Origin of the sequence: Sphingobium indicum B90A, assembly GCF_000264945.2 — a bacterium.
In the GTDB taxonomy this organism is placed as follows: Bacteria; Pseudomonadota; Alphaproteobacteria; order Sphingomonadales; family Sphingomonadaceae; genus Sphingobium; species Sphingobium indicum.
The window spans coordinates 1,526,242-1,538,679 of sequence record NZ_CP013070.1 but is presented as its reverse complement, the minus strand read 5'-3'; the positions used below and the strand labels follow the sequence as shown (position 1 = coordinate 1,538,679).

12 protein-coding genes are annotated in these 12,438 nt (G+C 64.8%); 3 read left to right on the top strand and 9 right to left on the bottom strand.

The annotated features are described in order from the left end of the window. The first annotated feature begins 156 nt into the window (after nt 1-156). Complete coding sequence (locus tag SIDU_RS07450) at nt 157-1,509, top strand: M20/M25/M40 family metallo-hydrolase (RefSeq protein ID WP_025772710.1); 1,353 nt, start codon at nt 157-159, stop codon at nt 1,507-1,509. A gap of 92 nt (nt 1,510-1,601) precedes the next feature. Here the strand turns inward: SIDU_RS07450 and leuA are convergent, their stop codons facing one another. After that, nucleotides 1,602-3,275: a 2-isopropylmalate synthase gene (gene leuA / locus SIDU_RS07445; protein WP_007683252.1), complete on the bottom strand. Its 1,674-nt coding sequence runs from the start codon at nt 3,273-3,275 to the stop codon at nt 1,602-1,604. Nucleotides 3,276-3,734: 459 nt separating this feature from the next. Here leuA and SIDU_RS19045 point away from each other — a divergent pair. Then, nucleotides 3,735-4,495, top strand: a protein-coding gene (locus SIDU_RS19045; RefSeq protein ID WP_233431879.1) for an IS5 family transposase whose coding sequence is annotated in 2 segments (ribosomal slippage) — nt 3,735-4,068 and nt 4,068-4,495 — 762 coding nt in all. Because the reading frame shifts where the segments join, the coding sequence is not laid out codon by codon here. A 97-nt stretch (nt 4,496-4,592) separates the two neighbouring features. On the opposite strand, the gene SIDU_RS07430 is transcribed toward SIDU_RS19045, so the two are convergent. The 6 genes from SIDU_RS07430 to miaA all read right to left on the bottom strand — a co-directional run bounded on the left by SIDU_RS07430 (nt 4,593) and on the right by miaA (nt 10,175). Next, entirely contained in the window at nt 4,593-5,216 is a 624-nt protein-coding gene (locus SIDU_RS07430; protein WP_007683244.1) for a YceI family protein, read from the bottom strand. Nucleotides 5,217-5,333: 117 nt separating this feature from the next. After that, a complete protein-coding gene (gene ilvC, locus SIDU_RS07425; protein WP_007683242.1) occupies nt 5,334-6,353 on the bottom strand; it encodes a ketol-acid reductoisomerase in 1,020 nt (339 codons plus the stop codon). Between the two features lie 157 nt (nt 6,354-6,510). After that, nucleotides 6,511-7,026: an acetolactate synthase small subunit gene (gene ilvN / locus SIDU_RS07420; protein WP_007682086.1), complete on the bottom strand. Its 516-nt coding sequence runs from the start codon at nt 7,024-7,026 to the stop codon at nt 6,511-6,513. Further along, a complete protein-coding gene (locus SIDU_RS07415) occupies nt 7,026-7,370 on the bottom strand; it encodes a hypothetical protein (RefSeq protein WP_007682087.1) in 345 nt (114 codons plus the stop codon). The genes ilvN and SIDU_RS07415 overlap by 1 nt, the downstream gene beginning before the upstream one ends. Nucleotides 7,371-7,381: 11 nt before the next feature. Continuing rightward, a complete protein-coding gene (locus tag SIDU_RS07410) occupies nt 7,382-9,130 on the bottom strand; it encodes an acetolactate synthase 3 large subunit (protein ID WP_007682093.1) in 1,749 nt (582 codons plus the stop codon). A gap of 100 nt (nt 9,131-9,230) precedes the next feature. After that, the gene (gene miaA / locus SIDU_RS07405; protein ID WP_007682094.1) at nt 9,231-10,175 is read right to left on the bottom strand and encodes a tRNA (adenosine(37)-N6)-dimethylallyltransferase MiaA; all 945 of its coding nucleotides are present in this window, start codon (nt 10,173-10,175) and stop codon (nt 9,231-9,233) included. Between miaA and serB the strand changes: the two genes are divergently transcribed. Further along, nucleotides 10,174-11,052 (top strand): phosphoserine phosphatase SerB, encoded by an 879-nt coding sequence (gene serB / locus SIDU_RS07400; RefSeq protein ID WP_007682095.1) that lies wholly within the window; start codon nt 10,174-10,176, stop codon nt 11,050-11,052. The genes miaA and serB overlap by 2 nt on opposite strands. A gap of 377 nt (nt 11,053-11,429) precedes the next feature. Here serB and purQ read toward each other — a convergent pair whose 3' ends face one another. Beyond that, nucleotides 11,430-12,104 (bottom strand): phosphoribosylformylglycinamidine synthase subunit PurQ, encoded by a 675-nt coding sequence (purQ, locus tag SIDU_RS07395; RefSeq protein WP_007682099.1) that lies wholly within the window; start codon nt 12,102-12,104, stop codon nt 11,430-11,432. A gap of 3 nt (nt 12,105-12,107) precedes the next feature. Beyond that, nucleotides 12,108-12,338: a phosphoribosylformylglycinamidine synthase subunit PurS gene (gene purS / locus SIDU_RS07390; RefSeq protein WP_007682101.1), complete on the bottom strand. Its 231-nt coding sequence runs from the start codon at nt 12,336-12,338 to the stop codon at nt 12,108-12,110. Nucleotides 12,339-12,438 lie beyond the last annotated feature (100 nt).

The following is a 12,438-nucleotide window of genomic DNA, read 5'->3' as shown; positions in this document are numbered from 1 at the left end:
GCGCGCAAGCAATTCTTTATGGGGGTGAATGCGGATAAGGACGCCCTCTTTCCGCTACTTGACGGCCAAACGGATTGGCGGCCGCGATCCGCTATGCCACAGAATGGACCGAAATCCAGCAGGAGATGCGATTTGACGAATTGGTGGGTGGTTCCGATGGCCCTGATCCTGCCCGCGCTAATCCTGCCCCGCGCCGCGCAGGCAGCCGGCGATCCGGCACTGGCCAAGGATGTGCTCGTCCGATCCATCGCCTTTCGCACGGTGGAGGGGCAGGGGCAGGTGCCCCGTCTGGCCGCTTATTATGCGTCGGTGCTGCGGCAGGCGGGCTTTGCGGCGGCGGAGGTCGAGATCATGCCGATGGGCGAAACGGCCAGCCTGGCCGCGACCATCCGGGGCAGCGATCCGCGGCTCAAGCCCCTGCTGCTGATCGGCCATATGGACGTGGTGGCCGCCAATCCGGCGGACTGGACGCGCGATCCCTTCGTGCCGGTGGAGGAGGGCGGTTATATTTTCGGGCGCGGCGCGGAGGACAATAAATATGACGTCGCCATGATGGTGGCGATGCTTGCGGGCCTGCGCAAAGAGGGCTGGCGACCCCGGCGGACCGTCACGCTGCTGCTGTCGGGCGATGAGGAAACGCATATGCGCACCGGCAGGGCGCTGGCGGAGAAATACAGGGATGCAGAATTGCTGCTGAACGGCGACGGCGGCGGCGGGCTGCTGGACGAGGGCGGGCGGGCCGTGCTGTACCAGTTGCAGGCGGGCGAGAAGACCTATGCCGATTTCGAGATCGCCTTCACCGATGCGGGCGGCCACAGCAGCGCGCCGACGCCGGGCAATCCCATCCATCGCATGGCGCGGGCCATCGGCCGGATCGCGGCCTATCGCTTCGCGCCGATGCGCAATGAACTGACCAGGGCATCCCTGCTGCTGTCGGCCGACCGGATCGGCGGCGCGGCGGGCGCGGCGATGCGGCGCTATGCGGAGACGGGGGACAGGAAATCGGCCGATCTTCTGTCCGACTATCCCGAATTCGCGGGACAGGTGCGGACGACCTGCGTCGCCACCATGGCGCAGGCGGGCCATGCGCTCAACGCCCTGCCGCAGAGCGCGAAGGTCGACGTCAACTGCCGCATCTTTCCCGGCGTCGCCATCGATGCGGTGAAGGCGGAACTGGCGCAGGTGATCGACGATCCGGGCGCGAAGATCGCCACGCTGGACGATCCGCAGGCCAGCAGCGCCTCCCCCCTGCGCAAGGACGTGGTGGATGCGGTGAGGGCGGCCGTGGCGGCGCGCCATCCGGATATTCCGGTGATCCCCTCCATGTCGGCGGGGGCGACGGACAGCCTTCATTTCCGGGCGCTGGGGGTGCCGAGCTATGGCGTGTCCAGCCTGTTCCAGCGGGGCGAGGACGGCTTTGCCCATGGGCTGGACGAGCGGGTGCCGGTGGCGGGAATTCCGGCGGCGCTCGACCAGTGGGAAAGGGTGGTGAAGGCTTTGGCGGGATAATCGCCCCAATGCGCGACGTGCTCCTGCGCAGGCAGGAGCCCAGTCCAAACGGCGAAACTGGGCTCCTGCCTGCGCAGGAGCACGTCGCTATTTCACCGCCCCGCCGCGATGCTGTTCGCGGCGGAGAGGACCGCCTGGACCGAGGCGGTCGCGACGTCCGTATCCGTGCCGATGCCGAAGATGGTACGGCCATCGGGCGTGCGGCATTCGACATAGGCGGCCGCCGCGACGTCCGTGCCTGCGCCGATGGCATGTTCGCTATAGTCCGCGACCTCCAGATCGACGCCCAGTTCGTCGCGCAGCGCGGCCAGCACCGAGGAGATGAGGCCGTTGCCGCGCCCGGAAATGCTCCGTTCGCCGCCCTTGTGCGTGATCTTGCCGGTGAAGATGCGGTCGCCCGCCGCGCCGCTCTCATGATAGTCGATCAGGCTGTAGGTCTGCTCGCCCGCCAGGCGATAATGGGTCTCGAACGCGGCCCATATGTCGGCGGCGTTGAGTTCGCGGCTGCTTTCGTCGGCCAGCGCCTGCACCACCTTGGAGAAATCGGCCTGCATCCGCTTGGGCAGTTTCAGCCCCTTGTCCTGTTGCAGCACCCAGGCGACGCCGCCCTTGCCGGACTGGCTGTTCACGCGGATCACGGCCTCATAGTCGCGGCCCAGATCCTTGGGGTCGATGGGCAGATAGGGCACGTCCCAGATCTGGTCGTTGCGCGCTTCCTGCGCGGCGAAGCCCTTTTTGATCGCATCCTGATGGCTGCCGGAAAAGGCGGTGAACACCAGTTCGCCCGCATAGGGATGGCGCGGGTGGACGGGCAACTGGTTGCAATATTCGACGGTCTGGATGACCTCGTCGATGTCGCTGAAATCCAGCCCCGGATTGATCCCCTGCGTGTACATGTTCAGCGCCACCGTCACCAGGTCGCAATTGCCGGTGCGCTCGCCATTGCCGAACAGGCAGCCTTCGACGCGGTCCGCGCCCGCCATCAGGCCCAGTTCCGCCGCCGCCACGCCGGTTCCCCGGTCATTATGGGTGTGCAGCGATATCACCACCCTGTCGCGCCGGGAGATGTTGCGGCAAATCCATTCGATCTGGTCGGCATAGATATTGGGCGTCGCGCATTCGACCGTGGCCGGCAGGTTCAGGATCAGCGGCTTTTCCGGGGTCGGCTGCAATATGTCGATCACCGCCTCGCAGCATTCCAGGCTGAAATCCAGTTCCGCGGTGGAGAAGGTTTCCGGGCTATATTCGAAATGCCAGTCGGTGTCGGGCTGCTTCGCCGCATTGTCGCGCAGCAGTTTCGCCGCGGTGACGGCGATTTCCCGGATCTGCGGCCGGTCCATCTGGAAGACGATGTTGCGCCATGCGGGCGACACGGCGTTGTAGACGTGGACGATGGCCTTCTTCGCGCCGCGCAGGGATTCGAAGGTGGTGGCGATCAGGTCTTCGCGGGCCTGCGTCAGCACCTGCGGGAAGACGTCGTCGGGGATCGCGCCGTCGCGGACCAGGCCGGAAATGAAATCGAACTCGGTCGCGCCCGCGCTGGGGAAGCCGACCTCGATCTCCTTGACGCCGACCTTCAGCAGCAGGTCGAAGAAGCGGCGCTTCTTTTCGGCGTTCATCGGGTCGATCAGCGACTGGTTGCCGTCGCGCATGTCGGTCGACAGCCAGCGCGGCGGTGCGGTGATGACCTTTGAGGGCCACTGGCGGTTGGGCAGGTCCACCTGGGGGAAGGGGCGGTATTTCAGCGAGGGATCGTTCAGCATCATGACGAAAATGGCTTCTCTGCATACGGGCGAGCCAGTTGGCGCCTGCCCGGTGGTACGACTATCTGCTTGATTATGCCCTTAGGCGGATTGCCGCGTCGTTCAAGCGAAGAGCAGCACAAAAACCACGCCTAAGGGCGTGTAAGTCGTAGCAGGGGAAGAAGCGCGCGCTGCATGATGGGGCCGCTTTACCCGGAGTTGGGGGAAAGCGCAAGGTTGGCGTCGTTTGCGGATGGGTGGGGGAGCAGGCCGGGCCATTCCTTCTCCCCTTGAGGGAGAAGGATACGGAGCCTTGCTGAGCGGCGCGAAGCTAGGCGCAGTTGGATGAGGGGGAGCGGGCCTGCGGCCCGCGCGATCCAAAGGATCGCAACCCCCTCACCCAGCTACGACTAGGGTCAGGACCTATTAAATTGGTTGTATGCTGGGTTGAGTGGTGATTCAAGGTAGCAGGGAGGTGCTGCCATGGATGATCTATTATTGCTGACGGAGGGGCAAATGCGGCGGATCGAACCGTATTTTCCTTTGTCACATGGCGTTGCTCGGGTGGATGACCGGCGGGTACTCAGCGGGATATTGTTCGTGATCCGCAATGGCCTGCGCTGGCGGGATGCGCCCTCTGGCTACGGTCCACACAAGACGATCTACAACCGGTTCATCCGATGGAGCAGGCTTGGTGTTTTCAATCGCATTCTGACGGAACTAGCCGGGCAAAGCGGAGGCTCGGATCAATTGATGATCGATACAACCCATCTCAAAGCGCATCGCACCGCCGCCAGTCTGCTCAAAAAGGGGCTCTACCCCGATATATCGGACGCAGCCGGGGCGGGCTGACCACCAAGCTGCATGTGGTATGCGATGGCAAGGGCAGGCCTGTGCTCCTGCGCCTGACCCAAGGCCAGGCCAGCGACCACCCTGCCGCTCTCGCCATGCTCCAGGACCTGCCACCCGCGCGCCATCTGCTCGCCGACCGGGCCTATAGCTCAATAGCCTTCCGCAATGCGCTGGCACAACGGGGCATCATTCCTTGTATCCCGCCCCACCCCAAGCATCGCATCCAGCAGCCCTACGACGCAGCCCTCTATCGAAAGCGCCACAAGATCGAGAACCTCTTCGCCCGCCTCAAAGACTGGCGACGAATCCATACCCGATACGATCGATGCGCGCACACATTCCTCTCCGCCATCGCTTTCGCCGCTGCTTTCATCTTCTGGCTCAATCAATGAGTCCTGAGCCTAGGCAGCAAGCTGCCAAGTCTGCGCAGCCTCGGCCAGAGGCACGTGACTCTGGCCGACCCTCAAGGGAGAGGGATATTGGGAGCACTTACTTCTGGAACGCCGCGACGATCTTCAGTTCCACCGCGTCGCCGACCATCGGCACGCCATAGCCCATGCCGAAATCGCTGCGCTTGATCGTGGTGGTCGCGACGAAGCCGACATTTTCCTTGCCGCCCATCATCGCCGGAGCCTTGCCCGCGCCGTAGAATTCGGTGTCCAGCGTCACCGGCTTGGTGATGCCCTTGATGGTCAGGTTGCCGGTGATCTCCGCCTGGGTGCCCTGCACCTTCACGCCGGTCGACACGAAGGTCGCCTTGGGGAATTTGGCGGAATCGAAGAATTCCGGCTTCATCAGATGCTCGTCCAGCTTGGCGATGCCGGTCTTGAGGTTGGCGATCGGAACCTCGACCGAAACCTTTGCGGCGGAGGGGTTCTTAGGGTCGAGCGTCAGCGTGCCGGTCGATTCGGACAGGACGCCCAGATTGTTGGAAAAGCCCATATGGTCATAGGCGAAGAGAATCTGGGTGTGGCCGGGGTCGATGGTATAGGCGCCGCCGGTGACGCGCGCGGCGTCCTTCGCGCCGGGCGCGGCGGGCATTTGCTGAGCGATGACGGCGCTGCCGCCGGCCAGGGCGATCAGGGCGGCGGCGGGGATCAGATATTTGCGCATGGGGATGCTCTCTCCGAAACGTTCAAGGGACGCCGCCACGATAGGCGACGTCCCTCGATTGTTCCAGAGCCGTAACCGGAAACAATGGGTTACCGTTACGCTATGTCGGCGTGGCCGTCAGTTCTTGTCCTTGTCGACCAGCTTGTTCGCGCCGATCCAGGGCATCATGGCGCGCAGCTTGGCGCCGGTCTCCTCGATGGGATGGCGCTGGGCGGCGATGCGGCTGGCCTTCAATTCCGGCTGGCCGGCGCGGTTGTCGAGCACGAAATCCTTGACGAAGCGGCCCGACTGGATGTCGGCCAGGACGCGCTTCATTTCCTTCTTCGTTTCTTCGGTGATGATGCGCGGGCCGGTCTTGATGTCGCCATATTCGGCGGTGTTCGAGATCGAATAGCGCATGTTGGCGATGCCGCCTTCATACATCAGGTCGACGATCAGCTTCAGTTCGTGCAGGCATTCGAAATAGGCCATTTCCGGGGCGTAACCAGCCTCGACCAGCGTTTCGAAGCCCGCCTGGACCAGCGCGGTCGCGCCGCCGCACAGCACGGCCTGCTCGCCGAACAGGTCGGTTTCGCATTCCTCGCGGAAATTGGTTTCGATGATGCCGCTGCGGCCGCCGCCGACGCCCGAAGCGTAGGACAGGGCGATGTCATGGGCGTTGCCGGTCGCGTCCTGATGGATGGCGATCAGGCAGGGCACGCCGCCGCCCTTCACATATTCGCCGCGCACGGTGTGGCCGGGGCCCTTGGGCGCGATCATGATGACGTCGACATCCTTGCGCGGCTCGATCAGGCCGAAATGGACGTTGAGGCCGTGCGCGAAGGCCAGCGCCGCGCCGGGGCGCAGATTGGCGTGGATGTCGGCGGCGTAGATGGCGGCCTGATGCTCGTCGGGAGCCAGGATCATCAGCACGTCGGCCCATGCGGCGGCTTCCGCGTTCGGCAGCACCTTGAAGCCCGCGCCTTCGGCCTTCTTGGCGCTGGGCGAGCCGGGGCGCAGCGCGATGGCGACTTCGGCGACGCCGGAATCGCGCAGATTCTGCGCATGGGCGTGACCCTGCGAACCGTAACCCAGGATGGCGACCTTCTTGCCCTTGATCAGGCCGATGTCGGCGTCGCGGTCGTAATAAACCTTCATTTGACGTTCCTTCTTTCAGTTCGGGTGGCGCCTTTCGGAGCCGAGATTGGCGGTGAGGGGGACCACCTGCGCGCGGGGGAGGGGCTGCTGGCCCTCACCCTCCCACCGCTGCGCGGCGGGCCCCTCCCTCTCCCACAAGGGGAGAGGGGTAATTTCTTCAGTTCGACTCCTTGCCGCGGATCAGGCCGACGACGCCGGTGCGGCCGACCTCGACCAGGCCGATCTGGCGCATCAGGCCGACGAAATTGTCGATCTTGTCCGTCGTGCCGGTGATCTCGAAGATGAAGCTCTCTATCGTGGTGTCGACCACCTTCGCCCGGAACACGTCGGCCAGGCGCAGCGCCTCTATCCGGTTCTCGCCCGTTCCCGCGACCTTGACCAGCGCCAGTTCGCGCTCGACGAAGGGGCCGTTGTCGGTCAGGTCCGTCACCTTGTGCACCGGCACCAGCCGTTCCAGTTGGGCGATGATCTGGTCGATCACCTTGGGCGGGCCGCTGGTGACGATGGTGATGCGGCTGATCGCATGGTCCGGGGTGATGTCCGCCACGGTCAGGCTGTCGATATTATAGCCGCGCGCGGTGAACAGGCCCGCGATGCGCGCCAATATGCCCGCCTCGTTCGAAACCGTCAGCGACAGGACGTGCCGCTCGCTAATCTCTTCCTGAATGTGCATCAGATCGTTCCGTTGTCCGCTTCTTCGCCGTCATGGCGTTGCGAGATCATGCCCGTGAAGGCGTAGTGCCAACTGCCGTCGTCGCGATGGGCGAGGCGCACGGGGAAGCCCGCAATCGCATCGAACATCCGCGCCAGATGCTCGCCCACATAGCGGGGGCTGACCAGCAGGCGGCCGATATGGCGTTCGTGAAAGTCGAAGCCATGATCCAGATGCACTTCCCAGGCCTCATTCTCCGGATCGGCATGGTCCACCGTCCAGCCGGTCAGCTCGGCGGTGCCGGCCAGCCGTTCGAAATCGAAGGGTTCGCTCACATGGATGCGGAGCTTCAGATGTTGCGTCACGCCCCCATCCTTTACACCAGCGCCTTCGCTTCGTCCGACATGACGCCTTCGACCTGGCTGGGGTCGAGCAGCATGTCGGTATGCGCCGCGCCCGAGGGGATCATCGGGAAGCAGTTGGTGAGCTTCGCCACGCGGCAATCGACCAGCACCGGGCCGGGCGTGTCGATCATCTGGGCAATGCCCGCCTCCAGTTCCTGCGGCCCCTCGATGCGGATGCCGGTCCAGCCATAGGCCTCCGCCAGTTTCACGAAGTCGGGCAGGCTGTCCGAATAGCTGTTGGAATAGCGGCTTTCATAGGTCAGTTCCTGCCACTGGCGGACCATGCCCATATATTCATTGTTCAGGATGAAGATCTTGACCGGCAGGCGGTACTGGCTGGCGGTGCCCATTTCCTGGATGTTCATCTGGATCGAGGCGTCGCCCGCGACGCAGACGACCAGGCTGTCGGGATTGCCCAGTTGCGCGCCGATGGCGGCCGGGAAGCCATAGCCCATCGTGCCCAGGCCCCCGGAGGTCAACCATTTGTTCGGCGCGTCGAAGCCGAAATGCTGGGCCGCCCACATCTGGTGCTGGCCGACTTCGGTGGAGATGATGACGTCCTTGGCCGAGCGCGACGCCTTGTAAAGCTGGGCGATGGCCTCCTGCGGCATGATCTCTTCGCGGCTGTCGGGATAGGCGAGGCTGTTGCGCGCGCGCCAGCCGTCGATCCGCGCCCACCATTCGGAAAGGTCCGCCGCCTTGTGGCCGCGATCCTTCCAGAGCGCGATCATGTCGGCAAGGGCGCTGGCGACGTCCGCGATGACGGCCAAGTCGACGTCGACCGTCTTGTTGATCGAGCTGCGGTCGATGTCGATATGGATCTTCTTCGAATCCGGCGAGAAGGCGTCGAGGCGGCCGGTCACGCGATCGTCGAAGCGGGCGCCGACGCAGACGATCAGGTCCGCCCTGTTCATCGCCCAATTGGCTTCATAGGTGCCGTGCATGCCGAGCATGCCGACCCACTGATCGGACGAAGCGGGGAAGGCGCCCAGGCCCATCAGCGTCGAGGTGACGGGCGCGCCGGTCAACGCCGCGATCTCGCGCAGCAGGGCGGATGCTTCGGGGCCGGAGTTGATGACGCCGCCGCCGGTGTAGAAGATCGGGCGCTCGGCCGCCGCCAGCATCTCCACCGCGCTGGCGATGGCGGCAGGGTCCGCCTTCGTCTGGGGGCGGTAGCTGGCATGTTCGAACGCCTGCGGCTTGCTGTAGGGCGCGGTCGCGATCTGGACATTCTTCGGAATGTCGATGACGACCGGGCCGGGGCGGCCGGTGGTGGCGATATGGAACGCCTCATGCACGACGCTGGCCAGCTTGTTCGGCGACTTCACCAGATAATTGTGCTTGGTGCAGTGGCGGGTGATGCCGACCGTGTCCGCTTCCTGGAAGGCGTCGGTGCCGATCAGATGCGTGGGAACCTGGCCGGTGATGACGACCATCGGGATGGAATCCATCAGCGCGTCGGTGATGCCGGTGACGGCATTGGTCGCGCCGGGGCCGGAGGTGACGAGCACGACGCCGGGCTTGCCGGTGGAGCGGGCATAACCCTCCGCCATATGGGTCGCGCCCTGTTCGTGGCGGACCAGGACATGGCGGATCTTCGGATGATTGAAGAGTGCGTCATAAATGGGCAGCACCGCGCCGCCCGGATAGCCGAACACGACCTCGACCCCCAGGTCGATCAGGCACTCAACCAATATGTCCGCGCCGCTCTTTTCGGCCACGATGGATCCTTCCGTTGGATAATTGCTGCGCCCTCTGCTCCAGAAGCGGAGCTATGGCAAGGCGGCTGCGTCTATTGGACATAAAATGGCAAGTCAAGAGTTATTGTTGTAATTTTATTGCCAATTCGCCCAATATTTCAGCATCAATCTGTCTGTTCTCGCATAGCCATTCCGGGGGTGGCTGGCGCGAAAACCAGGTATATTGGCGTTTCGCATATTGGCGGGTGGCGATGCGGCCGCGTTCCAGCATCGTGTCGCGGTCGATCCGTCCCGCCAGCCAGGCGGCGATTTCGGGCACGCCGATGGCGCGCATGACGGGAAGGTCGGGGGAAAGGTTGCGGGCGAGCAGGGCCTCGACTTCCGCCGCGGCGCCGCCGTCCAGCATCTGCCCGAAGCGCAGGTCGCAGCGGGCGATCAGCCAGTCGCGGGGAGGGAGAAGGATCAGGGGCGAGAGGGCTATGCCGTCGGCGATGCCGCCGCTTTTATGCTGCTGCCATTGGGCGAGGGGCTTGCCGGTGGAGCGGACCACCTCCAGCGCGCGGGCGACGCGGGTGGTGTCGGCGGGGGCTAGGCGGGCGGCGGCTTCGGGGTCTTCTTTTGCGAGCGCGGCGTGGGCGTCGGCCACTGGAAGGGCGCGGACGGCGGCGCGGATGGCGGGGTCTATGTCCGGGACCGGGGCGATGCCGTCCAGCAGGGTGCGGAGATAGAGGCCGGTGCCGCCGACCAGGATGGGCAGGCGGCCCGCCTTATGCGCCTTGTCGATTTCGGCTTTGGCTTCGGCGGCCCAGCGGGCGGCGGTGCAGGCCTCTGCCCCGTCGATATGGCCGAACAGGCGGTGCGGGACGCCGTCCATCTCCTCATCGGTCGGCCGGGCGGAGAGGATCCGGAGGTCGGCATAGACCTGGCTGGCGTCGGCGTTGATGACGATGCCGCCGGTCATGTGGGCCAGGCGGACCGCAAGCGCGCTCTTGCCGCTGGCGGTGGGCCCGGCAATAAGCGCGACGCGGGGGCGGGATTCGCCCTTCGATGTGGCAGGAGTATCCATGTTCGTTGCGACCTTAGTGGCAAGCGGGGCCTTGAGTCAGGAAGATATTGCCGATGCCGTCGGACGCTTGGCGACGGCGGGATGCGCGCCCGTCGATAGCAACTGGCTGGACGAGGGCAAGGCGGCGGATATTTTCTTCGGGTTCGATCCGGTCGCGGCGCGGGCGGTGCTGACCGGCATCGGCGAGCGGGTGGACGTGATCGTCCAGTTGGCCGAGGGGCGCGAGAAGAAGCTGCTGATCGCGGACATGGATTCCACCATGATCACCGTCGAGTGCATCGACGAACTGGCCGACTATGCCGGGATCAAGCCGCAGATCGCCGAGATCACCGAGCGGGCGATGCGCGGCGAACTGGATTTTGCGGGCGCGCTGCATGAGCGGGTGGCCCTGCTGAAGGGGCTGGCGGACGCGGCCATCGACCAGTGCCGCGAGGAACGGGTCGTCATCATGGGCGGCGCCAGGGAACTGGTGCGGACGATGAAGGCGCGGGGCGCGACGACTTTGCTGGTGTCGGGCGGCTTCACGCGCTTCACCGGGCCGGTGGCGGAGGAAATCGGCTTCGACGCGGCGGTCGCCAATGTGCTGGAGATTGCGGACGGGGCCTTGCTGGGCACGGTGACGGTGCCCATCGTCGACGCGGCGCGCAAGCGGGCGGAACTGGAGGCGGCGATCGAGGGCGGCATCGACCGCGCCCTGACGCTGGCGGTGGGCGACGGAGCCAATGATATTCCGATGATCCAGGGGGCGGGACTGGGCGTCGCCTATCATGCCAAGCCCAAGACCCGCGAAGCCGCGGCGGCTGAGATCGTGCATGGCGATTTGTCCGTGCTGCTCTACGCACAGGGGATTGCTTCGGCGGAGTGGGTCGTGGGTTGATCCTGGCGCGCCCAGAATGACCGCGATTGGCCATTTTCAGACTCTCTTTTCAATTGTCCGGCCCTGAATCCAGATGATTGGCTCAGGATCGGCGTAACCCAATGGCCACAGCTTCCCTAAAAAACATCCTATTTCTCCACCACCTCCACAATTCCGGCTGTCCTATTCCACGCCAGCCAGCCTATCCCGCATCGCTCTTTGAAACGTCCGACCAATCGCCTCACACGCATACGCGCGCCCAGGCACGCGCGCGCATGCACTGTGAACTTCGGGGTGAAACGCTCGATAGCGAACATGGAAAAAGGCCAGAAAACCGCCGTTTCCTGACCTTTCATGCCTCGACTATGTCACTCTGCTCCCCGGAGGGACAGCGCCTATCAGGCCCGCGCCAGCAGCCCTTCGACCAGCCCCTCGAACAGCCGCCGGCCATCGGTCGCGCCATGGGCCGCCTCGATCACGCGCTCCGGATGCGGCATCATGCCCAGCACATTGCCGGTCTCGTTCAAAATGCCCGCGATGTTCCGCGCCGACCCGTTGACGCTCTCCGCATAGCGCAGCGCCACGCGGCCTTCGCCCTCCAGCCTGTCGAGCGTCGCCGCGTCGGCGAAATAATTGCCGTCATGATGCGCCACAGGAAAGCTGATCGCCTCGCCCGCTTCATAGCGGCTGGTGAAGGCGCTCTGCGCATTCTCCACCGTCAGCGCGACGTCGCGGCAGACGAAATGCCCGCCCGCGTTGCGCAGCAGCGCGCCGGGCAGCAGCCCGCTCTCCGTCAGCACCTGGAAACCGTTGCAGATGCCCAGCACATAAGCGCCGCGATCCGCCGCCCTTGCCACCGCCTGCATCACCGGCGAGCGTGCCGCCATCGCGCCGGAGCGCAGATAGTCGCCATAGGAAAAGCCGCCCGGCACCCCGATCAGGTCGATATCGTCCGGCAGTTCGGTGTCGCGGTGCCAGATCATGGCGGGCTTCGCGCCGGTCGCCGCCTCGAACGCCACGGCGAGGTCGCGGTCGCAATTGCTGCCGGGGAAGACGATGACGGCGCTCTTCATGGCTCAGGCCTTTTCGATGCGGTAGTTTTCGATCACCGTGTTCGCCAGCAGCTTGCGGCACATGGCGTCGATATCCTCGTCGCTGGTGCCGTCGGCCAGGTCCAGCTCGATCAGCTTGCCCGCGCGCACGTCGTTGACGCCGCCGAAGCCAAGGCCTTCCAGCGCATGATGGATCGCCTTGCCCTGCGGATCGAGGACACCGCCCTTGAGGGTGACGAAGATGCGGGCTTTCATGGGGCAGGGAACTCCGTAATCAGGCTTTCGCGCACCCCCTAATCCCCTCGGCTGCCGCAGGCAAGGCATTATGCTTTCCCGATCGGCGGCGTTGCTTTAG